Raw genomic sequence first — 24904 nt, 5'->3', positions numbered from 1 at the left:
AATACCATTAATAATCTGGCCGCTCGCGCTCAATCTGCATACCGCCATTGCGACGGCTAGCTTGGTTTTCGCCAGATTTTTCGCGGGCGATACGCATAATATCCGGATTGATGCGCGTGCGGCGCATCACATTCGCTAGATGCACTCGATTAGCCACCTGAATCACCAGGCGTAGCACAGCAGATTCTTGGGCGAAATCTTCGTCCATCGCAATATGCGCAATATTGGCATCGGCGGCTGTAATATCCGCTGCAATGCGCGCAAAAACGCCTTTTGTTTTACGCACTAGGATCTTGATCACGACATCGAACAAACGTCCTGGTTGGGGTGCCCAGGCGATATCAATCCAACGCTCTGGATCGCGCTTGTGAATGCGGTGGGCTACGCGGCATTCTGTGGTGTGAACCGCCATCCCCAGGCCGAGTCCAATGTAGCCCATGATGGCGTCCCCTGGAATCGGGCGACAGCAGGACGATAATTGGACAGACATGCCCTCAGCGCCGCTAATCATAATGGGGATTGGACTATGGGTGCTGTTGGCCGGGGCGGTGTCTGACCCTAGAGGCTTAGTCTGTGTATCTTTATGAGCTTCATCTTCATGTCCTCCTAGCAAGACCTCAATCCGTTTCGCCATGACGGCGGCAATGCAACGGCCCAGTCCAACGTCAGCGAAGATTTCTTGGCTGCTGTGATTCGTCCATTGCTCTAGTTTGCTCCAAACCTGCGGCGTCATGCTTTCTAATGAGAGGCCATAGCCTTTGAGGGCTTGTTCTATAAGCCGTTTACCCAATTGTATGGATTCATTGAAGCGCATCGTTTTGAGGTAGTGCCGAATGGCCGAGCGCGCTTTGCCAGTGCGCACGAAGCTAAGCCACGCTGGATTCGGCTTGGAAGAGGGGGCGGTGATAACCTCGACAATATCGCCGCTTTGCAACTCAGTGCGCACCGGCAGCATTTCATTGTTGATTTTTACTGCGGCGCATTGATTGCCCAGTTCGCTGTGGATGGCGTAAGCGAAATCAAGTGCCGTGGCGCCACGTGGCAGCGTGATGATGCTTGATGCCGGCGTAAACACATAGACGGCATCTGGAAAGAGGTCGATCTTAACGTGTTCCAGGAACTCACTCGCATCGCCCGCTTCCAATTGAATATCCAGCAACGATTTGAGCCATTGATGAGCGCGTTGTTGGACATCGTTCAGATCTGCGCTGCCATTTTTATAGAGCCAATGCGCAGCGACGCCGGCCTCGGCGATATCGTGCATCTTTTCGGTACGGATCTGAAATTCAACGGGGGTGCCAAACGGGCCCACCAGTGTGGTATGCAATGACTGATAGCCGTTGATTTTGGGAATCGCGATGTAATCTTTAAATTTACCGGGTACGGGTTTGTAAAGGGAGTGCAAGACTCCCATACATAAATAACATTCAATTGGTTTTTCGACCACGATGCGAAAACCATATACGTCAAGAACTTGCGAAAACGACAATTGTTTGTCACGCATCTTACGGTAGATGCTATAGATGGTTTTTTCGCGGCCCGTGACTTCGCAGTCAATCTGCTCATCTGCAAATGCGTACTGGACTGCCTCCAGGATTTTGCCAACCACTTCACGGCGATTACCGCGTGCTGCTTTTATGGCTTTTTCAATCGTTGCGTAGCGATGCGGATGAAAATTCGCAAAACTAGTTTCCTGCAATTCCCGATAGGTATTATTTAAGCCTAGTCGGTGTGCAATCGGCGCATAAATATCGTTCGTTTCACGCGCGACGCGGCGGCGTTTCTCCGCCGGCACAGCGCCGAGTGTGCGCATATTGTGCAAACGATCGGCTAATTTGACGAGGATCACACGCACATCGCGCGCCATGGCCAGCATCATTTTGCGGAAATTTTCCGCTTGTGCATCTTCGCGACTGCGAAACTCCATGCGGTCGAGTTTGGATAAACCATCGACCAATTCAGCGACCTTCGGCCCAAAATGCTCCGCCAACGCGTCTTTGGTGACCCCTTGGTCTTCCATCACATCATGGAGCAAGGCTGCCATAATGGATTGCGCATCGAGTCGCCAGCTGGCGCAAATTTCGGCAACTGCAATCGGATGGGTGATGTAGGGTTCGCCACTTTGCCGATACTGGCCAAGATGAGCTTGATCGCTGAAATGGAAAGCAACTTTGATTTGCTCGATTTCTGACTGTTCGAGGTAATCGGATAAAGCTGCGGTTAATTGTGCGATTGAAACGACTTCATGCTTACGCGGCTGTTCAGGCGTGGCAGTGGGGCCAAATAAATGCTTAAACGACTGCTCAAGCACTTCATCGATATATTGGCGCGCTACCGGTGTATCTGATTTGGAGGCAGAGGATGGACTTTCGTTCATATTTGCCTCCATAAATTAATCGTACTCGCTTGAGATGAGCGCGGCTGGATGTGCTTACAGCGGCACTTTTTTTAACATCTCATTAATCTCTACAACGCCGTCGGCAATCTCACGCAAAGCGGCAACAGGCGGCTTATTGCGGTTACCCACTTTAGTGGCGTGTCCTAAGATGAGCTGGCGCGCCCGGTAAGTAGCCGCCAGCGTAAGATCAAAACGATTGGTACCGGGTTGCAGGCAGTCTTCGATAGTAATGCGGGCCATGATGAGTTCTTCCTTTATAAGAGTAAGTGCATTTTACCTCAGTAGGGTTTAAAGAGGTTTTTAAAGGTATTTTGTTGTTTAATTGGCGTTAGGCGCATGAATGCCTAACTCAGTAAACAACTGAGCATGACGCGCACACTGCGAGGCAAAGCGTAGCCGTGTCGTGGTGACAATCGATTGCAATTGGGCGAGTGCATGTGCAAACACATCGTTGATGACGACGTAATCAGCTTCGGCGGCATGTGCTATTTCGTTGCCGGCGGCGAGCAACCTTCTCACAATCACATTGGGCGCATCCTGCCCGCGTTTTTTTAGCCGTTCTTCGAGGGCCTCAAGCGAAGGCGGTAAAACGAAAATGCTCACCGCATGACTAAACTGCCGGCGTATTTGCCGCGCGCCTTGCCAATCAATTTCAAGCAGCACATCGTGGCCAGCTTCGATCTGTTTTTCAATCCACAGGCGTGAAGTCCCATAATAATGTCCATGCACCTCGGCGCTCTCGATAAATTCACCGCTGGCGCGGCGCACGAAAAAATCTTCCTGAGTCACAAAATGATAAGCCTGTCCATCTACCTCACCAGGCCGAGGCGCGCGTGTCGTATAAGAGACCGATAAACTAATGCCTGCATCTTGCTCAAGTAAGGCATTGACCAGCGTTGATTTGCCAGCGCCTGAAGGCGCTATGACCATAAACAAATGGCCAGGATACTGATTGTCCGCTGAGTGGCTGCGTGGAGTGGCAGAGGGAGGCATGGAAGCTGAGGTGGCCTGGCTCATGATAAAACGGGCTCCAGTTTAAAAATGCTCTCTCGCATGATTGGGGACCGCGAGAGAAGGGTTATAGCTTGAAAATAGGTGCTGAATAATAAGCCAGAAGCTTACTCCAAATTTTGTATCTGTTCGCGCATTTGCTCGATTAAAAGCTTAAGCGACATGGCGGTATCGGCCAGTTCCTTAGCGGCAGCTTTTGAGCCAAGTGTGTTGGCTTCTCGGTTGAGCTCTTGCATCATGAAATCAAGCCGCTTGCCCACTCGACCACCTTGCTGGGTCATGCGTCTGGTCTCGTTTAAATGAGCCGATAGGCGCGACAATTCTTCATTGATATCAATGCGAATGCCGTAAATGGTCATTTCCTGCCGTATGCGCTCGGCGGTTTCCTCTGGCGAGACCAGCGCCGGCGCATTGCCTGCGGTGGCCAGTCCAAGCGCCTCTTGTAGACGTTCGACAATCTTCTGTTGGTGCTTGGCCATTAATTCTGGCACCCAAGGCGTAATTTGACTGACAAGGCTCTCCATCTCAGCCACTTTGGCAAGCAGCATGGCTGCAAGTTGCGCGCCTTCGCGTGCGCGCATGCTAATTAATTCGTGGAGGGCTTGCTGAGCGCATTTGATCACGGTTTCGCTCAAACTATCTGCCATTTGAGCGCTGCCGTTACGTCTACTCAGTACGCCAGGCCAATGCAAAATCTCGTTAGTTGTCAGCCGTCCCGCTGCTGGAAAGTGGCGCAATATCTGAGGCTCAAGTAAAGCGAGCTGTTCTAGCGCATCATGGTTAAGCGTATTGATTGTAGGAAGTATTTCACTGCGCTGCAGATTGATGCGAATCTCGACTTTGCCGCGGCCTAATTTTTGTGTCAACATTTCGCGCAAGATGGGTTCACTGGCGCGAACGTCATCGGGGATACGAAAATTGAGATCCAGAAAACGCGAGTTAACGGTGCGTAACTCAACCGATACACTCGTTGGTGGATCACCACTATCCGCTACAATAGGTACTTCGTGTGTGACGCTGGCATAGCCGGTCATGCTATAAATCATCATTGTGCTCGCTAGATGTTGCAACGCCATCTAAATAACGGCGAGAAAATTCATTTTAACTAGGTCAAGGGTAGATTACCGTATTCTAAAGGATATACGCTTCCTTTATTCTTGGTAGCAACGCGCTTAGGCCGCGTAGCAGTATATAATTAGCGCTCTATGAATGGATTATCACTACGGCCGGATGGCCGCTCCCCTGGTCAAATGCGTGAAGTACGCGTGACCCGCGATTACACAAAACATGCCGAAGGTTCGGTATTGGTTGAATTTGGTCATACCAAAGTGATTTGTACGGCGAGCGTCGCTGAGCGAGTGCCAGAATTTTTGCGCGGACAAGATCAAGGTTGGCTCACCGCGGAATATGGCATGTTGCCGCGCGCGACCCATACGCGTAGCGAGCGCGAGGCAGCACGCGGTAAGCAGACCGGCCGCACCCAGGAAATCCAGCGTTTAATTGGACGTGCGTTACGTGCAGCATTTGACCTTAAAAAGCTTGGCGCGCGTACGCTGCATATCGATTGCGATGTGATTCAGGCTGATGGGGGCACACGCACGGCGAGTATTACCGGTGCTTTTGTAGCCGCGCACGATGCGGTAACCCAGCTACTGACAACCCGGCGGATTGCGCTGTCGCCCATCACGGATTGGGCGGCTGCGGTGTCAGTTGGGATTGTCAATGGCGTTCCTGTGCTTGATCTGAACTACGATGAAGATGCGCAATGTGGCACCGATATGAACGTCGTGATGAACGGCCAAGGTCATTTCGTCGAAGTCCAAGGCACCGCCGAGGGAGTTGCTTTCTCGCGAGTAGAAATGAATCAGTTGCTTGATCTGGCGCAGTCCGGTATCGCAAGTCTAATCACAAAACAAAGAGAAGCGTTGGGACTCGATGTTGCGTAAAGCTGCCCAGGTGGTGTTAGCGTCAAACAATGCCAATAAGCTGCGTGAATTTACCGCTTTGTTGGCGCAAGCGGGACTTAAATTAGTGCCGCAAAATGAGCTTGGTGTGACACCAGCGGCAGAACCCTACCTAACCTTTGTTGAAAATGCGCTGGCTAAAGCACGCCATGCCGCGCGTGCAAGCGGCATGGCTGCGCTGGCGGATGATTCCGGTTTATGTGTGCACGCGCTGCAGGGTGCGCCTGGCGTGCATTCAGCTCGATTTGCGCAACGCGCGGGTGGCGCTAAAACAGATGCGGCCAATAACGCACTGTTACTCAGCGAGCTTGAGTCGTATCGCGACCGGCGTGCGCATTACACTTGTGTCTTAGTCTATGTCGCACACGAGCATGACCCTGAGCCAATCATCGTTGAAGCACGCTGGTACGGTGAAATTGCAACCGCTGCGCGCGGCGCACATGGTTTTGGTTATGACCCACTTTTTTATCTGCCAGAACTCGGACAAACGGCCGCTGAATTAGACCCAACGATTAAAAATACCATCAGTCATCGTGCCCTCGCGAGTGCGCGCTTATTGCTGCGTCTCAAAAACGAAGGCGTTGAGACCGCGCTATGAGCTTAGATATAAGCTTAGTCAAGCCAGTTGTTATAAGCTTGCCAACCGCGCAACGTAGCGTAGTCGCTCCGCTGTTCGCGCCGGGGCGGATTCAACTGTCTGCCTTGCCACCGCTTTCGCTCTATGTGCATTTTCCATGGTGCGTTAAAAAATGTCCCTACTGCGATTTTAATTCGCATGAATGGAAGGGGGCTGGTGAGTTTCCAGAAGAGGCCTATCTTGATGCGCTCTGTGCGGACCTCGAGCATGCGTTGCCATTGATCTGGGGGCGGCCGGTTCATTCGATATTTATTGGCGGCGGGACGCCTAGCCTTTTGTCGGCAGCAGGCCTTGACCGCTTGCTAGCGGATGTACGCGCGCGCTTGCCGCTGGTGGCAGATGCGGAAATTACATTAGAAGCGAATCCTGGTACCTTTGAGGCTGAGAAATTTAGCCAATTTCGCACCAGTGGCGTTAACCGTTTATCGATTGGGATCCAAAGTTTCAATGGCGCACATCTGACTGCGCTTGGTCGCATCCATGATGCGCAGCAAGCACGGCGAGCCACCGAAATTGCGCAACACGTGTTTGGTAACTTTAACCTTGATTTAATGTTTGCGCTGCCAGGTCAGACCCTAGAGGAATGCCGCGCAGATCTAGCAACCGCGCTCTCCTATAACCCGCCCCATCTCTCGCTGTATCAGCTCACGCTTGAACCTAACACCCGCTTTGCAAAATACCCGCCGATCTTACCTAATGACGATCTCTGCGCGGATATGCAGGAGTGGATTCAACTGAGGATGCAGGAGGCGGGCTACCTTCAGTACGAAGTCTCCGCCTATGCGCAGCCAGGCCAATCCTGTCGGCACAATCTGAATTATTGGCGTTTTGGTGATTATCTCGGCATTGGCGCAGGCGCGCATAGCAAATTATCTTTTCCAGAGCGAATCATCCGGCAAATCAGGTATAAGCATCCAGCGACCTATCTCACGCAATGCAAGCAGGCGCTTCCCGTACAGGAAGAACATGAGGTGCGTACTCATGACCTGCCGTTTGAATTTATGTTGAACGCATTGCGCTTGCCGGAAGGGTTTCCAGTCTATCGTTTTATTGAGCGTACTGGCTTGTCGCTCAGCACCATCGAGGCGCCATTGCGTGCAGCCGAAGCACGCGGGCTACTGCTGCGTGACCATGAAACGATTGCGCCAACGCCACTTGGCCGGCGTTTTTTAAATGATTTACAGAGTTTGTTTTTGTGAGCCCATGCGTTACAATAGCGTCCTCTTTGGAGGCGTGGCCGAGTGGTTGAAGGCAGCTGACTTGAAATCAGCCGTACGGGCGACCGTACCGTGGGTTCGAATCCTACCGCCTCCGCCAGTTATAGCGCAAACCTTGCCAAGATTTAAAAAAATAAGTATTTAAAAGGGTTGGCGAGGTTTTTGTTGCAAATAATGCCCAGGTTTAACAAGGGGCAGCCAGTGCAAATTGTGGGTAACTTTCAGGATTTTAAGGGAGCGTTAATCGTTCGATAAGCGTTGCTACGCAGCCTGCAAAATTTCCTTGACGAACATTTTTTTCGTGCCTATTATCCATTCAGCAGTTCATCTGAAATCGAAGTACAAAAAGTGTTGAATGTAGCGGTCTAGTTTGGGCATGAACATAGATTAGGGGGCAATGTAAGCTGTATGCTTGCATTGAAGTGTTTTATATTAAAAGGAATGTGGGTGTGCGATAGGATGCTCAGGTTGAGTGTCCAATAGCAAGGTTAAGGCAAGTGCATGTAATTGGCGCCCAATCCTCTATCTCTTTTCCATTTTGAAATAAGTTCATTGCAAAATGGCTGGATTAAGCTGGCCTATTTATTGCATAAATGAGGCCGTCTAAATCCAGGGAAAGCCCAGTCCCTTTTTCTGAGTGTAAATATCTCCTCGCAACATATTCTCACGCGCCTTGCCTTTGTGCGGATGAATTGAAACGCTCCGCTGTCTGACAAATGAGGTCAACACCAGTGCAGGGGGTGGCGAAAATCCTTAGTGAGAGTTCATTATGTTAGGTAATCCTATTTCGCAAGCCATGAGCCGTAATCAAGCACAGGTGCTCGCGCAAATCTATCTGGATCAAGCCCGTCAGCAAAAGACGGCGAAGAGTTTCGAGGTGTCCTTAGCCTTGTATGACCAAGCAAAAGTGACCTTTATGCATGTCGCAAATGGTCGCCAACTTATGCCTTCGTTATCGGAGGTGAAAGACGCTTTGATCGAAGCCATGACGCCTAAGACACAGGAAGAAGTGTTGCTGCACCGGCGCATTGCAGAGGTGTATTTTGAGCGCGCGGAACTGTTGGAAAAATTGGGCAAAGCGGCAAAAGCGGAAGCGAGTTACAGGAAAGCGCAAGCGTGGGGCTATGACGCGAGCAAGTTAGCCCCTGTGCCGCCTGAGTCGTTACCTGCGCGTGGAGTGTCGGCTTTGGCACAGACGGTGGCTTCTGCCTCAATGCAGCGGCTGTCTGCCACATCGCTCCAAGAAAAAAGCGAGTTGGTTGATTATCTGTTTGAAAAGGCGCTGTTGACGCTTAACACCTTAGAGGTGTCGAATAAACCGAGCCTGTTTCTGGTGTATGCCCATGACAATGATGCTCATGGAGAGGCGAAGGCCTCGACATCTAAATATTTAATCAATAATTTATCAAAAATCCGAGGCGTGACGCTTTATTCGGATCAAACGCCGATAGGACAAGCGTATTCAAGCTCGGTTGAAAGTCTGGAAGCGGATGGCAAGCTAGAAGATATTTTAACCAATCAGCTTTGCTTGCTGCCCGCTCAGTTGCGAGCTGATGTGGAGCCGGTGAATAAGGTGATTGTGTGTTGTTCTGATGTCTTAGGAAGCTACCTAAAAGGGCAGTCCTATAAAGAGTTTCGTGATGAGCTTAAAAAAGCCTATGACGAAGATCGAGAAGTCTACCTCAAAGACGATAAACAAAAGGGTACTCCAGCGTTACGTGAGGTAGTCAGAAAATTTTCCCAAGAGGAAAAATATAAGTTGGAGTTCCATCATGTATTGACGGAAATGGCCTTTTTGGAAATTCGCGCAGCGCATCTGGAAGGTCAACACGGCATAATCCCGGTTTCATTGACCGCAAATAGCTATGACTACTGTCTGAAGGAATTTATTGAGTCGACGACAGTTCGGATGGAGGATCCTCTGCGATTTGATTTGCAAGCGAAAAAGGGAGAGGAAGTTTATCTGAACCAAGGTTCGCATGGTGTGCTGTTTAAGGTGATCGAGCGGCTGTTAGTGGGCAGTGATGAGGCTAAAACGTTTCTAAGCAAATTTTGGGATGGTCACAGCAATTTTATATCCTGTTTAAAGAGTGATTCAAAGTTTGGCAGGCTAGAGTTTGCGAAGCTATTAGATGGCATCTTCGACGGTATACGGACAACGTTGCACAGCCAGCTTGCGTCGACCATGCAACAGCAGCATCAGCAACTGCGGTTGCTGAATGCAGACCCGAGAGCTGCGCTGAAGGAACAGTATTTTGCTGCGCTGAAGCAAGATGAGGCATTTAATGAAACGCTACAGCTGTATGTTGAACCGCAGGGTAAAGCGAGTCTGCAAGGAGTTGCTACCGGCCTGTTAGCGCAGGTCGAAGGGTTGCTCAAAGATAAACGGGTGATTTTGTTGAAGGGAGATTCTGGATCGGGGAAAACGACGTTCAGCCGAGTGCTAGAAAAGCACTTATGGGAGAATAGAAAAGAAGCGGATGAAGCGATTCCGCTGTTTATATCTCTGGCGAGTATCGATAAGCCAGAGCACGATCTGATTGGCAAAGCATTAAAGAAAAGAGGGTTGTCAGAATATCAGATAGAGAAGTTAAAGAAAAAGCATAAATTTGTATTTATTTTGGACGGTTATGATGAGATACGTCAGACGCGGAATCTGTATCTGAGTAATGAGATCAACCGTGCGGGCAACTGGCAGGGCCAAATGTTAATCAGTTGTGGCAGCGAGTATCTTGGCGGAGAGTATGGCAAACGTTTTCAACCAAAGCCGCGTCTTAAGGGGGAGGACGTGTTATTTCAAGAGGTGAAAATTGAGCCGTTTTCAGAAGCAAAGCGCAATCAGTATCTAGAAAAATATGTGCAGCACAACGCTACGGGCTGGACCGCGCAACGATATCAGTTTGCGCTTAAACAAGAACATTTAAAAGAATTGGCGAGCACGCCGTTTCTGCTGCGAGTGGTGCTGGAAGCTTTGCCGTACCTAGAAAATGAGTTGAAAGAGCGAAGTGCGGTGCAGTTACGGTTGGATCTGTATGATCAGTTCTTTAGACAGTGGTTTGATCGCAACCAGCAGTGGTTAAGCGCGCAAAATTTAACAGGGGCAAAAAGAGAGCTGTTTAGAGAATTGTGCGATGATGATTTTGCCGAGCACGGAATTGGATTTGTGCAAGAGTTAGCGGTGCATTTGTATACAGAGAATGGGGGTAACCCCGTTGTTGAGTATTCGTTGCGCCAAGACAAGGGAAATTGGAAGGGGAGCTTTTTCGGTCGAGAAGACGAAAAGCAACTGTTGCGAGAAGCGTGGCCGCTGATCCGAAGCGGGAATCAATACCGGTTTATCCATAAATCGCTGCTGGAATATTGCGCAGTGCGGACGTTGTTTGATTCATTCGATGCGTGCATAGAGCCGGAAAGCCGCTCGCGTCGAGGTAGTGATGCATCAGTTTATAGTTTTGAAAAGCAAGCTGTTGTGCCGCGTCGAACGCTGGTAGGGTTATCGTTATCGCCGAAGCATTGGGTAGGGGATCAGGGTGTTGTGGGCTTGTTGACGGATCGTGTTGCTCAAGAGACTGCTTTTAAGGCTCAGCTGTTAAGGATAGTCGAGCGGTCGAAAACGGATGGTGAGTTGCGGCAAGCAGCAGCGAACGCGATAACGATTTTAGTTAGAGCAGAGGTGCCGTTTACCGGGGCGGATTTAAAGGGAATTCAGATACCTGGAGCGGATCTGAGTGGTGGTGAGTTTAATGGTGCGCAGCTGGAGGGGGCGGATTTAAGAAAGGTGAATTTACGGAATATAAAGCAGGAGGGTGTGAATTTAAGTGGCGTGAAGATGTCAGGGGTACAGTATGGAGATTGGTCGTATCTTGAAGAAGAAAGTAATGTGGATTCGATCTCGAATTGGGAAGTAATCCGCACCTTAGACGGACATACCGGAGACGTTACTAGCGTTGTGTATTCGCCGAGCGGCTCGCAGCTCGCGTCGGGGAGTTGGGACAATACGGTACGCCTGTGGGAGGCGGAAAGCGGAGTACTTGTGCACACTTTAGAAGGACATACCAACAGGGTTTATAGCGTAGCGTATTCGCCGAGCGGAGATCAACTCGCCTCGGGGAGTCGGGACAATACGGTGCGAGTGTGGGATGCTAACACGGGAGCGTCCCACCACACCTTGCGCGGCCATACCGCCTATGTTTGGAGCGTAGCGTATTCGCCGAGCGGAGATCAGCTTGCCTCGGGCAGTGATGACCAGACGGTGCGAGTGTGGGACGCTAACACGGGAGAGGCCCGCTACATCTTAAGCGGCCATACCTCCTGGGTTTTTATCATCGCGTATTCGCCGAGCGGAGATCAGCTTGCCTCGAGCAGTGGGGATCATACGGTACGAGTGTGGGACGCTAACAGGGGAAAGGCTCGCTACACCTTAAACGGCCATACCAACAGGGTTTATAGCGTAGCGTATTCGCCGAGCGGAGATCAACTGGCCTCGGGCGGTAGGGACAATACGGTGCGAGTGTGGGACGCTAACACGGGAGAAGCCCGCTATACCTTAAGCGGCCATACCTCCTGGGTTTTGAGCGTAGCGTATTCGCCGAGCGGAGATCAACTAGCCTCGGGCAGTGATGACCAGACGGTGCGAGTGTGGGACGCTAACACGGGAGAAGTCCGCCATACCTTAAGCGGCCATACCGGTGAGATTAATAGCGTAGCGTATTCGCCGAGCGGAGATCAGCTTGCCTCGGGCAGTGGTGACAAGACGGTGCGAGTGTGGGATGTTGCCTCGGAGTAATGAGGGAGGCGGATATAAAGTACGCCTGCGCTGGATGTCCCCGCATGGGGAGCTGAAAGTGGAAGGTGTCTCGATCCATAGAGTAGAAGGCTTAAGCGAGTTAAACAGGGCACTCCTTGATCAGCGAGGATCTGTGTCGCGCTTGGGGGAGGTAGGGAGGAAAATAATGATGCTGGGCTCAACTCAAAGGAAGTTGGAAGCGCCGGAGCCTAATAATGTAGAGAGAGGGGCCCTTTGATGTTTTTGTAGAGTTGTGTGGAGTTGAAAGTGTGGTTTTGACAGGGAGTAGCGAAAGCGCGGTGAGGCGCTTTCGCTACAGGTTTTTAGTGTCAATTTAACATAAATTTCCTTTGCACCGACATTCCGCCACCTCCCCTTCAAAAAAACTTGAATTTCACTTTACATCATGTTGAGATAGCCATTTGATTTTTCAGAGGGCGGAATATGGGTCAAAGTGCACCAGCAATCATCACACATGTACTAGATCATCATGGCTTGGTTGCATCGAAATGCCAGGACTTGCAACTTGCTCAGCGGATAGATAAGCATTTGACTAGCCACCCTGGGCGAATTGTCAGCTATGGCACAGCCTGCGTTGCGATGATTCTGAATGGACTGGGATTTACGAACCGTCGACTGTATCTGACGCCACAGTTTTTTGAAAGCAAACCATTAGAAGCTTTATTAGGGTCTGGGATTGAGGCCAGGCATTTGAATGATGATGCGTTGGGAGACGCATTGGACGCGATAGCGCAGTATGGGCCGAGCAAGCTATTCGGGGAAGTGGCCTTTGAGATTGCACTGGAACATGACCTTCTTGATGAGTTGGTGCATGTGGATACGACGAGTTTTTCTGTGCATGGCAAATATGCAAGCGATGAGGGAGTTAGCGAACAAAGAGAGGACGCAGGCGAGGCGGTTGAAATTACTGTGACTCATGGGTACTCCAAAGACCATCGCCCTGATTTGAAACAAGTCGTGCTGTCATTGGCGGTGGCAGGCGGTTCAGGCATTCCGTTATGGATGATGCCTTGCGATGGCAACGCCTCAGACAAGACGGTGTTGCCAGAAACAATAGAACGCATCAATGCATTTCGCCAAGAAATTGATTGCACCCGTACGCTGCGTTGGGTGGCCGATTCGGCGCTTTACACAGCTGAAAACCTCAAAAAGATGGAGCACACCATTTGGGTATCACGTGTACCAGAAACAATCCTGGAAGCTCGGGAGTTAGTGAGCAAATCAACGCAAGAAATAGCTTGGAGTGAACAGGAAGACGGCTATCGACATGCATCATTCGATATGGATTATGCCGGCATCCAACAACGCTGGTTACTCGTCTTCTCAGAACAGGCATACCAACGCGAAGCACAGTCTCTCCAAAAGCGCCTGACCAAACAAGAACAAGCGCTGCAAAAACAAATGAAACAATTCAGCACCGAGCTGTTTGCGTGTGAAGCCGACGCGCATAAAACATTCAGGCGAGAACAGAAGTCGCACCCGCTATTCATCTTGGCCCCGACTGTTGCGCCAGTAGAAAAGTATGAGAAAGCAGGTCGTCCCAAGAAGGGAGAAACAAAACAATGTATGGGGTATCAAATCCAGGTTCAGATCCAGCGCAATGACGAAGCGATCCAGAAGCTACTGCAAACTAAAGGGCGTTTCATCCTGGCCACCAACGAGGGTGACAAGCAGGGTTACCCCGACAAGCGCATTCTCGCCGACTACAAAGCTCAGCAAACGGTTGAGAATGGCTTTCGGTTTTTGAAAAATCCTGACTTCCTAGCGGATACGCTCTTTTTAAAATCGCCACAGCGTATCGCTGCATTGATGATGGTGATGACCTTATGCCTCATGGTCTACAACCTCGCACAATTTCAAGTGCGTGCAAAGCTCGAGGCCTATGCTGACACCTTACCCAATCAACTGGGCAAACCCACCAGTACACCTACCTTGCGATGGATATTCCAGTTAATGGAAGGCGTTGCGTTGGTGCGTATCTTCGATCATCAACGCGCGTTAATCCATGAAGCCGTTTCCAACCTTAATGACGTCAGAATCAAGATTATCCGGTTGTTTGGCGATACCGCTTGTAAAATCTATCAGATTGAGGAAAGGGAGTAGCGGAATGTCGGTTTGCAGCCCCGCCTGCACTGACGACCTTATCCGGTATCTTCTCAATAACCCGGGCAACCATCGCACAACGCTGCGCTGTTTGGTCGGCTGGCTTCGTCAAGATCGGCGGAGCAGCTTGTTCGCGCGACGTAACGAATTTCGCTTGTAAACGGTAGGGCGTGATGTTAACGGTTGTCACACTAAAGCAAAATCGCTCGGGGAAACTGTTGCGGCAAGGAAAAGAAAGCAAGCCCGCGCTGGGCTTACATGCATACTGAAGATGTCTAGCGCGGGCAGGGGCAGGTGAGAAATGGCATTAATAAAGTTCAGGCGAGGTACGCACTGGTAACCTGATGGTGAGCGTTTCACCTGCTGAAAAAATTAATTTCACGCGCACATTGTCGCCAGGGGCAATGAGACGTTTAGGGGTCTCAAGAAAGACATGGTAGCTACCCGGTTTGAGGGAAATTTGGTCCTGTCCAGGGACAGTCAGCGTATCAATATTGACCAGTGTTGTGGTGCCATCGTCGTTTTCAACGCTTTGTTTGAATGATGCTTTTTCGTAATCTGGGCTCGTAACAGAGGTCACTGTCAAGATTTTCTTACTTGGATTTTGAAGTGTGAAATAGCCAGCCGCAGGCTGCGCATTAGGTAGCCAGCGCGCCCAAGCTGTGTGTGGTGCTACTCTAATCACTCTCATTTTTTTGCTCCCTTCTGCTACCGCGTGGGTGGTAAAAAAAGGTGCGGCGAAAAGACTGGCGCACACTAATGCGAGACAAGCAAATACACGATTTCTTTTCGTTTTTGTCCCGGTTAGATGAGTGAAGTTCTTTTTGTTCATCATATTTCCTTAGTTGAAGAATGGTCAAATGTTAATTAGCACTGCCAAAACTAAGATACAAACATCACCACACGCGGCGCTTACCTTATGTGTTTGTTTACTATAAGGGGGCGAGAAATATTAAGCAATAAATTTTTAATTTTCAATTCGCCAAGAAAGAACGTGCCGGGTACCGGAATTGCGAGAAAGATAGGGTGCAGTATTATCCGCTGAACAAGAATAAATATGATAGTGTATCTTTCCCACTTTATCGACCACACTCATGGTTTTTAAAACTGTACATACCAACCTTCAAAGGAATGCGCGATGAAAGAAATTAATCAGCGCAGACTACGCTATTTTCATGAGGTATACACCTGCGGAAAAATCCGTGGAGCAGCTGCCAATTTGAATACGGACACGTCGGTTGTCACGCGTCAAATTAGGCTCTTGGAGGAGGAGGTCGGGGCTAAGCTCTTTGAGCGTCGCCCGCGTGGGGTGGCGCCCACTGAGGCCGCTGAATTGCTGCAAAAATATTATCAAGTTTGCTATACGCTACGGCAGAATTTAGAGACCGGCTTACAAGAATTACGCGGCATGAAGCGGGGCATGATTAATATTATTGTGCTCAAAGCGTATAGTGAGATTCTGGTAGAAGATGTTCTGCACGATTTCTGTAAGGAGCGTTCTGGTTTAAATATTTGTATTAAAGAAGCCAGTACAGCGGATCAAATTGTGGCTGCAGTTGTGGCGGACGAAGCGCATATGGGAATCATGAGTCATTATTCGCTCAATGAGCCCAATATTAAATATAGTTTACGTGTACCGCTCCCTATTTGCTTGGTGGTGAGTTGCAATCACCCGTTGGCCAGCCAGAAAAAGGTGACTTTTTTGGAGGCGGCGCGCTATCCTCTTGCCTTGCCATCCGCGGCCTCTAACCTATGGTCGGTGATTCGAGAGGCTGAGCGCTCTGAGAATGTCCAGTTGGCTCCGGTTTTTGTCAGTGATTCTATTTCTAGTCGGAAAAAATTCTCTAGTATTGGCGAGGGTGGAACATTTATGTCAGCGCTTGCTGCGCGTCAGGAAATTAAGGCTGGCCAACTGGTCGCGCTTGAAGTGGACCATCCCAGTTTTAAATCGTTCCAGTTCTGTCTGGCCGTTAAGCAGAGTAAGCCGTTTCCGCCAGCGGTGAATCAACTGCTGAGGGTGCTTGAAGCCAAGTTATTGGTTTGTGCACATGCGGCCAAAGATTTGAGCGTTCATTAATACATCGCCAGATGAAATGTGGAGAAACCTTTGATGACTCGTCGCAACGCCCTTAAAAAAATAGTCGCGGCTACCGCTGCAATCAGTGCCCCTTTTATCTTTACGCCCTCGCGGGCGGCTGCACAGCGCATCGTCTTACGCGATCCTGGCGGTATTTACACCAAAATATATAACGAAATTTTATATCAACCGTTTACGCAAGAGACCGGTATCGCCGTGGTGAGCATCCAGTCAGATGCAGAGCCTACGGCGCAGATTCGGACGATGGTCGAGACCCAGAGTTACCTATGGGATATGGTGGCGATCAGTCATCGGGCCGTGCACTTCATGACAACTGGCAAGGTCTATCTGGAAAAGCACGGGCTTGAAGATGATCCTATTGTTTCATCGCTGCCGCCCCATTTTAGATCTGCCTACGGGGTTGGAACGAATGCCTATGCGACTGTGCTGGCCTACAGGACGGACGCTTTCAAAGGGCGTCAAGCGCCGAAATCATGGCAGGATTTTTGGGATGTGGAGAATTTTCCAGGCCGCCGTAGTCTACGTAAGCTTCCTTTTGACACCATTGAAATTGCACTAATGGCAGATGGTGTGCCGGCAGGCAGCGTTTATCCGTGTGATCTGGATAGGGCATTGCGCAGTCTCGATAAAATTAAATCTCAAGTCCCGGTCTGGTGGGGAGGCGGTGGGACTCACGCCGAGCACCTGTTGAAAACCCGTGAGATCGATTTAGTTCCAGTTTTTAGTATTTGGGCGCAGTCTGCCATCGATGCCGGTGCGCCGGTTGCCATTTCATGGGAACAGCATCTTTATGGATGCCACAATTGGGCGATTTTAAAAGGTACGCCTAACGCCGATGCGTGCCGAAAATTTATTCGATTTGCCTGTCAACCAGAGCGGCAAGCGCTGCTCGCGCCGTACGGAATTGGGCCTACCCATCCTGGCGCTTTCAAGCCAAACCGGATTGATCCGAACTATGCCAAGCGTCTTCCGACCCATCCCGATAATCTTAAGAAAGGTTTATTCATCGATGCGTCGTATTGGCTTAAGCAAGATGCCATCATCCAACAATTTAACCATTGGTTGCTCAGTTGATTACCATGAAGCTGTGGTCAACAGGCTACCATTAAGCTGCGGCTCAAAAAATCAAAATTAGTCTAGCAGCCAGTGGTTATAGCGCTCAATCACTGAGCTTTGGTTGTTCATCCAATACACACCATTGCTGGCCAGGCCTTTATTGAAATTGTCTGGATAGGTCGCCAGGAGTTTTGCGTGCTTTGGATCAATATAGCCCGGTTTTAAAACCTCAGGTTGCGTCGGGCCAATCCCATAGGGTGCGAGCAGCGCTTGTCGTTTCGGGTGCGAGGCAAATTTGATGAATTCACGGCAGGCGTCGGCGTTGGGCGTGCCTTTCAGAATGGTCCAATTATCGTATCCATAGATATGTTGATCCCAGGAATAGGCAACGGGTGCGCCCGCATCGATGGCAGACAGCACGCGGTCGGTAAAAGCTGGGATTAAATCGACTTCGCCAGACTTCAGGAGTTGTTCGGTTTCCGGGGCATTTTGGTACCAGACGGAGATGTGCGGCTTGATTCTGTCCAGACTGCGAAAGGCGCGGTCGAGGTCGCACGGGTAGACGGCATTTGGCAATACGCCATCCGCCATTAATGCTTCCTCGATGGTATCGAAGGGGGATTTACGCAACCCGCGGCGGCCAGGGAAGTTTTTCACATCCCAGAAATCCCGCCATGTTTTGGGTGCTTGGCGTCCTTTGAAGGCATCCGTACGATACGCCAGCACGATAGTAAAGGCGTTTGTCCCAACGCTATAAGGCGTCATAAATTGCGGCATAATCGTTGCAATGATGGGGTCTTGCTCCAGTCTATGCGGTTCGAGGTAACGCTGGCCCAAAAACTGGATCGCCCGATGACTGAGGCACGCCATATTCCAATTGTAAGTGTTGGTTTCGACCATTGCTTTAACTTCTGCAGTAGGCTCCGCATTGGATGGAATGCCAATCACTTCAATCCCAGATGCTTGATAAAAGGGTTTGAATAATATTTCTGTGTAGGCCTGCTGAATATAGCCGCCTGAAGTGCGGATGAAGATTTTTTGTTGGCGTTCTTTGGCAAGTCCTCTGGAGGGGATGATAATAAATGGCGCGCACAGTGCTGCGGTACTTAAAGCGGCCATTTTTTTGATAGTGTTGCGGCGGCTAAAGTTGCGAGGTTGCTTTTGATCACTCATGTGAGGCTCCTGACATCGTGGTTAGGGGATGGCTAATTTTGGGCTCAAAGGTAAAAATAGATAAGTGCGCGGAGAGTAAATTGAGTAATTCCTCAGTGGCTGGCAAAAGCGGTTTGCCGCGTCTGATGATTAAAGACAGGTCAGTAGACTTAAAAACCGGATGGTCTATTTCCAACGCAATCAATTCGCCCGCTTCGATTTCTTTGCGCGCTGAGAAAACTGACATAAAGATTACCCCTGAGCCGGCGCAGGCAAATTCTTTGCGAGCGGTGGTTGAATTACTCACAAACACTGGCGTAGGAAACTCGATTTTTTCCGCGCGTGCGATCGATTGAACCATTTGCGGCAAAACACCTGAAGCGGGCAACGACAGCGGATAGCGGATGGCTTCTGCAAAGGTGACTTTGTGCTGATGAACGAGCGGATGATTTTTACCAACTAACATGTATAAGGGCAAAGGCACGCGTGCATAATAGTGAAGGTCTGCGTAGTTTGGGCAAACATGAACCACCCCTATATGCGAAATGTCCTCGAGAATTTGATTCACGATCTGAATCGATTCGAAGATCTCTTCGATATGTAGATTAATATTAGGATATTGTTGGCGAAAGTCATTGAATACGCTCATCAGCGCACCGACAAAAGTAGCGGGCATGGCAAGACGAATCGTGCCTCGCCGCATATCGCGTAGCTCTTGTAACCCCATTTCGAAATCGACTTGCGCATTACGATTGTGGCGGTAATATTCGAGTAATAACTCAGCTGCGTCAGTTGGCACAACCCCGCGGGGACGCCGCTCGAACAGCTTGAAGCCGATTTCTTCTTCCAGCAATTTGATCTGGCGCGTAATCACGGATGCGCTTGTATTCAAACTGTCGGCGGCGCTACGAATTTTTCCACGAATGCAGACCTCGTAGAAGTAACGTAGCCGCTGTTGATTAATTTCTATCACCGCAGGCCCTTTTAAGATGCTACGATTAAGTGGCTTTGAAACATGTCTCCAGCCTACCAAATATTAGCGCATACCTAATTTGTTTTATTGCCGTTCAGTCAATTATAAGTTTATTTTACCTTAGTCGGCGTTTAGCGATTTTTTTGCCATTGAGGTATCTTTATACGGCTACATTTAAGCGTCTCAAGGGTCGTCATCATATTGTATGCTGTTCAAGCTTGAAGGTTGCCGTCGCATCCTGCCCGAGTATTCGCACGAGGTAAGGTAAAGCGACTTTTAAGTTTTCTGCTAATGCGTAAGGTGGGTTCAGGATAAACATCCCGCTGCCGTATAAGCCATAGCCGTCTAGCGAGGGTTGGCACGTTTGCAGCGAGGCGTGCAGCCAGCTTTTTTCCGAGATTTTTTTTAGCTGCTCGGCAAAGCGCTGCGACTCAAGGCGTTGCACCTGCGGGTACCAAATCGCATAGGTTCCTGTTGCAAAGCGGCGTAAGCTTTGTTGTAGTGTATCCAGTACGCGCTGATAGTCTTGTTTATCTTCATAAGACGGGTCAAGGAGCACCAACGCCCGTCGGGGAGGGGGTGGCAGCAAGGTCTTGAGTCCCGTAAAGCCATCGCCCGCAGACAATAAAGCACGCGGCTTTTGGTCAGTTTCCAGCTGGCTAAAATTATCGCGTAGCACTTTAATTTCGGTTGGATGGAGCTCAAACAGCCGCAGCCTGTCTTGGCTTCGAGTTAGCTGCCATGCAAGCCAGGGTGAGCCTGGATAAAAGCGTAAATCCCCAGCTGGATTAAGGGCGCGAATTTGAGCGACATACTCCGCTAGCAAAGGGGGCAAATCGCGTTGTGTCCATAGTCGTGCAATGCCGGTTTCGTATTCGGCGTTTTTTGTTGCATATGCGCTAAATAGCTCATAGACACCTGCGCCTGCGTGTGTGTCGAGATACCAGAGGGCTTTATCTTTCTGGGCGAGATGACGCAAGATATGCACGATAATGCTATGTTTGAGCACATCGGCGTGGTTGCCCGCATGAAAGGCGTGGCGGTAGCTTAGCATGTGTGGTGTTTCCTCAGTTACAATCGTAAATATGCGAATTCTACTCAGTAATGACGATGGTTACCTGGCTCCTGGCCTAGCCGCGCTCTATGAAGCTTTAAAACCATTGGCCGAAGTCACGGTATTCGCGCCTGAGGGTAACTGTAGCGGCGCGTCTAATTCATTGACTTTATCGCGGCCGCTGTCAGTGATGACCGCGGCTAATGGCTTCCGCTACCTGAATGGTACGCCAACGGATTGCGTTCATATTGCGCTCACGGGGGTGCTTGATTACAAACCGGACCTAGTTGTCTCGGGTATCAATAATGGGCAGAATATGGGCGAAGACACGTTGTATTCAGGCACGGTGGCAGCGGCCACGGAAGGGTTTATGTTCGGTGTTCCCTCATTGGCTTTTTCTCTGGCCGATAAAGGCTGGGAGCATCTAGGGGCCGCGGCTCGTGTAGCCGGCGATATCGTGGCACACTATCTTGAAAACCCGTTAGCGGCGCCACTTTTGTTGAATATTAACATCCCCAACCGCTCTTATCATGAATTAGGGCCGTGGTGTGTGACGCGACTTGGTAAGCGGCACCCGTCGCAACCCGTGATTCAGCAGATGAGTCCAGGTGGCGAGCCAATTTATTGGATTGGGCCTGCGGGCGATGTCTGCGATGCCAGTGAGGGCACGGATTTTCATGCCGTGGCGCAGGGTCGCGTATCCATTACTCCGCTGCAACTGGATCTCACTCACACGCAATTGCTGCCATTAGTGCAAGACTGGGTATCGATGGTGGAGTCAGAGTTATGACGCAAGCTAAGCGTTTTCCGCTTGGCTTGGCTGAAGTACGTGCCAGCCAGGCTAATCGGGGTCATCTCGGAGTCGGCGCCATGCCTACTGCAAAGAGCTGGGTAAGTACGCTTGCGCGGATGGAGACGATGGCTTCTCAACCCAGCCTGTCTAAGCGGGTCACCGTGTTACATCCAGCCTTGGCCTCAGAACGGGTGCGTGAGCGCATGGTTGAGCGCTTACGGGCAGGTGGTGTGAGCAATGCGAGGGTGCTCGCGGCGATGAACGCGGTGCCACGACATCTGTTTGTCGATCCGGGTTTAGCGGCACAAGCTTATCAAGAGCTCGCGTTGCCGATTGGTCATCAACAAACGATTTCTAAGCCCGCAGTGGTGGCGCGGATGATTGAACTGGCCGCTGCCGACAGGGCGCTGGAAAAAGTGCTTGAAATTGGCACCGGCTGCGGCTATCAGGCTGCCGTGCTGAGCCATGTCGCGAGCGAAGTCTATTCGATTGAGCGGGTGCGGCCGTTGTTTGAGCGCGCTAAAAAAAACCTGCGCCCGCTACGCGTAGCGAATCTTCGGCTACATTATGGTGATGGTTGCTTGGGCTTGCCGGCGGCGGCGCCGTTTGATGCGATTATTATTGCCGCGGCTGGCATCGGTATTCCCGATAGGTTGCTTGAGCAGCTTGCGGTTGGCGGGCGTTTGATCGCACCCGTGGTGATCCCCGCCGAGCAAGAAACAAGCAATGAAACACAAGTTTTGACGCTGATTGAACGTGTCTCAGCCACCCAATGGCGCGAGTCAAGACTCGATCGCGTTTTTTTTGTCCCCTTGAAATCCGGAGTGATTTGAAATTGATGGTTACGTTGCAAAGATTGGGTATATCCCGCGGTCCAGCGATTTTTCAGGGCATCCTTTGCGCCTTGTCGCTGCTGGCCTTTGGTGCGTGTTCGACGCGACTTATCAATGCGCCCATCAGCGACCGTTTTGAGGCGAGTGCATTGGCTAGCCAGTTAGCCTTGGCGCCATCGTCGCCGCCTCCCGGCTACTACCGCGTGAAGTTAGGTGACACGCTCTATCGAATTGCCCTTGAACATGGTCAGCATTATCAGGATGTTGTGGCGTGGAATAATCTGCAAAGCTCGTCTCAAATCGCAGTTGACCAACTGTTGCGCGTCGTGCCGCCAGGTGCGGAACCCGCGCCGAATACACCGGGTGTCTCGACGGCGCCGGTGGCAGATGGCGCGGTTGAGGTGCGTTCGCTGGATGGCGGCGGCGCCAACCTTTACGGCGCGGCTCCCCCTGTCGCAAATATTGGGCCAGGTACTACGCAGACAGCGCTTCCGGCCGCGAGTGCAATTGCCTTTGCATGGCCGGTGCGGGGCCCAATCCTGGGTACTTTTGATGAGTTAAAAAATAAAGGCTTGGATATTGGTGGTATTGTCGGAACGCCAATCTCAGCTGCGGCTGAAGGCCGGGTGGTGTATGCCGGCAATGGCTTGAGAGGTTACGGCAATTTGATCATTATCAAGCATGATGTTACATTTTTAACGGCTTATGCGCATAATAGAGCGCTTTTCGTTAAGGAAGGTGAGGCCGTAGCCAAGGGGCAAAAAATTGCCGAGATGGGAAATAGCGATGCAAATCGCGTGATGTTGCATTTTGAAGTGCGTCAGCAGGGCAAGCCGGTAGATCCAATGAAGTATTTATCCACTCCCCAATAAGTTAGCTCTTTCAAGTCAATATGCCGAACTCAAAGCGCTCGCAGTCGTACCCGATAGCTGATTCACGATTGAGTCAGCTGGATGAGGTATTAAACTCGGAAGAGGCCACTGATTTGCTATTTGAGCGAGACAGTGAGGCGGCTGAAGAGGCGCTTGACGAAGAGGCAATCGACGAAAATGAAAACCAACGTGAGCCAGATGCGTTGGCCGTTGATGAGCCAGACCCAAGTGATTTTAAAGCGCTGTTACGGTCTGAATTAACTGCCGACACGATTCAGCATTACTTAAATCGAATTAGCGCTAAGCCTTTGCTGACGGTGCTCGAAGAACAGCACTATGCAACCTGTGCGCAGCAGGGAGACTTTGAAGCCCGGCAAATCATGATTGAGCGTAATTTGCGTCTAGTCGTCAGCATTGCTAAAGGTTACTTAAACCGCGGCGTTCCGCTACTGGATTTAATCGAAGAAGGCAACCTCGGGCTGATGCACGCAATCAGCAAATTCGAGCCGCAGCGAGGGTTTCGTTTTTCTACTTATGCGACGTGGTGGATTAGGCAAAGTGTTGAGCGTGCCATTATGAATCAAGCGCGCACTGTGCGTTTGCCGGTCCATGTCATTCGCGAGTTAAATCAAGTCTTGCGAGCTAAACGTCATTTAGAAAAAAGCGCGGCGAATGCCGACGGCCCCTCTGATCAACGTGACGCGAGTGTGGATGATATTGCTCATCTGACGGGCAAGACGGTCGATGAAGTGTCCGATATTCTGGCCTTAGGCGAACGCACGACTTCGCTCGATGCGCCGCTAGAATTAGATCCGGGCAGTAGTTTGCTTGATTTTCTATCTGACGAGCAGAGCCAATTGCCTGAGGCTAAGATCCAGCAACGCGAGCTTGAGCAATTGATGCGTGCTTGGTTAGCGCGTCTGCCGGACAAGCATCGGCATGTGATTGAGCGCCGTTTTGGCTTAGGTAATGTTGAACCTGCGACCCTTGAGGAAGTGGCTGACGAAATGGACTTGACGCGTGAGCGGGTGCGGCAAATTCAGCAAGAAGCAATGGTGCGCTTAAAGCGTTATTTCATCTCTAATGGCGTACGTAAGGACGCAATGCTGTGACACCTATTTTAGTTTTTGATATTGAAACGATTCCTGATATTGCGGGCGTGCGCCAGTTGGAAGGTTGGCCCGCAACCCTGTCTGACGAAGAAGTGGCGCAACGTGCGTTTGCTGCTCGCCGCGAAAAAACCGGCTCCGATTTTTTGCCGCATTATTTGCATCGGGTGGTTGCGATTGCTTGTGTCTTCAGAGACAAGGAAGGTTTCCGGGTAAAATCGCTCGGTACCGGCAAAGATTCGGAAGCGACGCTGATCCAATTATTTTTTCGCATCATCGAAAAATATAGCCCGCAGATGGTGTCCTGGAATGGTGGCGGGTTTGATTTGCCGGCACTGCACTATCGTGCATTGGTGAATGGCGTCGCGGCGCCAAAGTACTGGGACCTGGGCGAAGATGATCGCGATTTTAAATGGAATAACTACATCAGCCGTTACCATACTCGCCATACGGATTTGATGGATTTACTTGCCCTCTATCAGCCACGCGCCAACGCACCGCTTGATGCACTGGCTAAGCTCTGTGGCTTTCCTGGCAAACTGGGGATGGATGGGAGCCAGGTCTGGCAGGCTTTTAGCGAAGGGCGGATCGATGAAATTCGTCGTTATTGCGAAACGGATGTGGTCAATACGTATTTAATGTACTGCCGCTTCCAGCAAATGCGGGGGGGCTTTACGCCGCAAGAATATGAGCAGGAAGTGATGCTGGTTAAAGAGGCGTTAGCCGCTGAAGTTGGCGCGCATTGGGCTGAATATCTGGCCGCCTTTGCGATAAAGTAGCAGAGGCGCCGCCCAGCCAGCCTAGCGTATTGGCTGATCGGCGAGCCG

Annotated in this window: 20 protein-coding genes and 1 tRNA gene; 13 read left to right on the top strand and 8 right to left on the bottom strand. The window is 50.5% G+C overall.

Translation table 11 applies throughout. The features are described from left to right. Positions 1–7: 7 nt before the first annotated feature. The 4 genes from KMZ15_RS07435 to KMZ15_RS07420 all read right to left on the bottom strand — a co-directional run bounded on the left by KMZ15_RS07435 (position 8) and on the right by KMZ15_RS07420 (position 4455). A complete protein-coding gene (locus tag KMZ15_RS07435; protein WP_223692173.1) occupies positions 8–2377 on the bottom strand; it encodes a bifunctional (p)ppGpp synthetase/guanosine-3',5'-bis(diphosphate) 3'-pyrophosphohydrolase in 2370 nt (789 codons plus the stop codon). A gap of 54 nt (positions 2378–2431) precedes the next feature. Further along, a complete protein-coding gene (gene rpoZ, locus KMZ15_RS07430; RefSeq protein ID WP_223692170.1) occupies positions 2432–2638 on the bottom strand; it encodes a DNA-directed RNA polymerase subunit omega in 207 nt (68 codons plus the stop codon). A 78-nt stretch (positions 2639–2716) separates the two neighbouring features. Then, positions 2717–3391, bottom strand: coding sequence for a guanylate kinase (gene gmk, locus KMZ15_RS07425; protein ID WP_223694789.1), 675 nt, complete (start codon positions 3389–3391; stop codon positions 2717–2719). 125 nt (positions 3392–3516) lie between these two features. Next, on the bottom strand, positions 3517–4455 hold the full coding sequence (locus KMZ15_RS07420; RefSeq protein WP_223694787.1) for a YicC/YloC family endoribonuclease: 939 nt from the start codon (positions 4453–4455) through the stop codon (positions 3517–3519). A gap of 159 nt (positions 4456–4614) precedes the next feature. Between KMZ15_RS07420 and rph the strand changes: the two genes are divergently transcribed. From rph to KMZ15_RS07390, 6 genes are all read left to right on the top strand, one after another. Next, the gene (gene rph / locus KMZ15_RS07415; RefSeq protein ID WP_223692168.1) at positions 4615–5355 is read left to right on the top strand and encodes a ribonuclease PH; all 741 of its coding nucleotides are present in this window, start codon (positions 4615–4617) and stop codon (positions 5353–5355) included. Further along, positions 5345–5971 carry an RdgB/HAM1 family non-canonical purine NTP pyrophosphatase gene (gene rdgB, locus KMZ15_RS07410; RefSeq protein WP_223692166.1) on the top strand — a complete coding sequence of 209 codons (627 nt, stop codon included), beginning with the start codon at positions 5345–5347 and terminating at the stop codon, positions 5969–5971. Before rph ends, rdgB begins: the two co-directional genes overlap by 11 nt. Continuing rightward, a complete protein-coding gene (hemW, locus tag KMZ15_RS07405; protein WP_223692163.1) occupies positions 5968–7209 on the top strand; it encodes a radical SAM family heme chaperone HemW in 1242 nt (413 codons plus the stop codon). The genes rdgB and hemW overlap by 4 nt, the downstream gene beginning before the upstream one ends. Positions 7210–7237: 28 nt before the next feature. Next, positions 7238–7327, top strand: a tRNA-Ser gene (locus tag KMZ15_RS07400). 669 nt (positions 7328–7996) lie between these two features. After that, entirely contained in the window at positions 7997–12013 is a 4017-nt protein-coding gene (locus KMZ15_RS07395) for an NACHT domain-containing protein (protein ID WP_223692161.1), read from the top strand. Between the two features lie 444 nt (positions 12014–12457). Next, positions 12458–14137: an IS1634 family transposase gene (locus KMZ15_RS07390; protein ID WP_223691866.1), complete on the top strand. Its 1680-nt coding sequence runs from the start codon at positions 12458–12460 to the stop codon at positions 14135–14137. Positions 14138–14444: 307 nt separating this feature from the next. Here the strand turns inward: KMZ15_RS07390 and KMZ15_RS07385 are convergent, their stop codons facing one another. Further along, entirely contained in the window at positions 14445–14972 is a 528-nt protein-coding gene (locus KMZ15_RS07385) for a copper chaperone PCu(A)C (protein WP_258134745.1), read from the bottom strand. A 303-nt stretch (positions 14973–15275) separates the two neighbouring features. Between KMZ15_RS07385 and KMZ15_RS07380 the strand changes: the two genes are divergently transcribed. Then, a complete protein-coding gene (locus KMZ15_RS07380; protein WP_223692155.1) occupies positions 15276–16214 on the top strand; it encodes a LysR family transcriptional regulator in 939 nt (312 codons plus the stop codon). 33 nt (positions 16215–16247) lie between these two features. Next, positions 16248–17309 (top strand): ABC transporter substrate-binding protein, encoded by a 1062-nt coding sequence (locus tag KMZ15_RS07375; RefSeq protein WP_223694785.1) that lies wholly within the window; start codon positions 16248–16250, stop codon positions 17307–17309. 57 nt (positions 17310–17366) lie between these two features. On the opposite strand, the gene KMZ15_RS07370 is transcribed toward KMZ15_RS07375, so the two are convergent. The 3 genes from KMZ15_RS07370 to KMZ15_RS07360 form a co-directional block, all read right to left on the bottom strand. Beyond that, positions 17367–18464, bottom strand: coding sequence for an ABC transporter substrate-binding protein (locus KMZ15_RS07370; RefSeq protein ID WP_223692153.1), 1098 nt, complete (start codon positions 18462–18464; stop codon positions 17367–17369). Further along, on the bottom strand, positions 18457–19416 hold the full coding sequence (locus KMZ15_RS07365; RefSeq protein WP_223692150.1) for a LysR family transcriptional regulator: 960 nt from the start codon (positions 19414–19416) through the stop codon (positions 18457–18459). The genes KMZ15_RS07370 and KMZ15_RS07365 overlap by 8 nt, the downstream gene beginning before the upstream one ends. Before the next feature lie 196 nt (positions 19417–19612). Beyond that, the gene (locus KMZ15_RS07360; protein ID WP_223692147.1) at positions 19613–20470 is read right to left on the bottom strand and encodes a 23S rRNA (adenine(2030)-N(6))-methyltransferase RlmJ; all 858 of its coding nucleotides are present in this window, start codon (positions 20468–20470) and stop codon (positions 19613–19615) included. Positions 20471–20501: 31 nt separating this feature from the next. Between KMZ15_RS07360 and surE the strand changes: the two genes are divergently transcribed. The 5 genes from surE to KMZ15_RS07335 are packed head-to-tail and all read left to right on the top strand — an operon-like array spanning position 20502 to position 24856. Next, complete coding sequence (gene surE / locus KMZ15_RS07355; protein ID WP_223692145.1) at positions 20502–21260, top strand: 5'/3'-nucleotidase SurE; 759 nt, start codon at positions 20502–20504, stop codon at positions 21258–21260. Continuing rightward, positions 21257–22096 (top strand): protein-L-isoaspartate(D-aspartate) O-methyltransferase, encoded by an 840-nt coding sequence (locus KMZ15_RS07350; protein ID WP_223692143.1) that lies wholly within the window; start codon positions 21257–21259, stop codon positions 22094–22096. The genes surE and KMZ15_RS07350 overlap by 4 nt, the downstream gene beginning before the upstream one ends. 5 nt (positions 22097–22101) lie before the next feature. After that, on the top strand, positions 22102–22968 hold the full coding sequence (locus tag KMZ15_RS07345) for a peptidoglycan DD-metalloendopeptidase family protein (RefSeq protein WP_223692141.1): 867 nt from the start codon (positions 22102–22104) through the stop codon (positions 22966–22968). Positions 22969–22988: 20 nt separating this feature from the next. After that, a complete protein-coding gene (gene rpoS / locus KMZ15_RS07340; protein WP_223692139.1) occupies positions 22989–24080 on the top strand; it encodes an RNA polymerase sigma factor RpoS in 1092 nt (363 codons plus the stop codon). Further along, complete coding sequence (locus tag KMZ15_RS07335; RefSeq protein WP_223692136.1) at positions 24077–24856, top strand: 3'-5' exonuclease; 780 nt, start codon at positions 24077–24079, stop codon at positions 24854–24856. The genes rpoS and KMZ15_RS07335 overlap by 4 nt, the downstream gene beginning before the upstream one ends. Positions 24857–24904: the final 48 nt, after the last annotated feature.

It is taken from the genome of Mycoavidus sp. HKI (assembly GCF_020023735.2).
In the GTDB taxonomy this organism is placed as follows: domain Bacteria; phylum Pseudomonadota; class Gammaproteobacteria; order Burkholderiales; family Burkholderiaceae; genus Mycoavidus.
The sequence above is the reverse complement of the archived record's forward strand: the minus strand, read 5'-3'. Positions and strand labels throughout refer to the sequence as shown.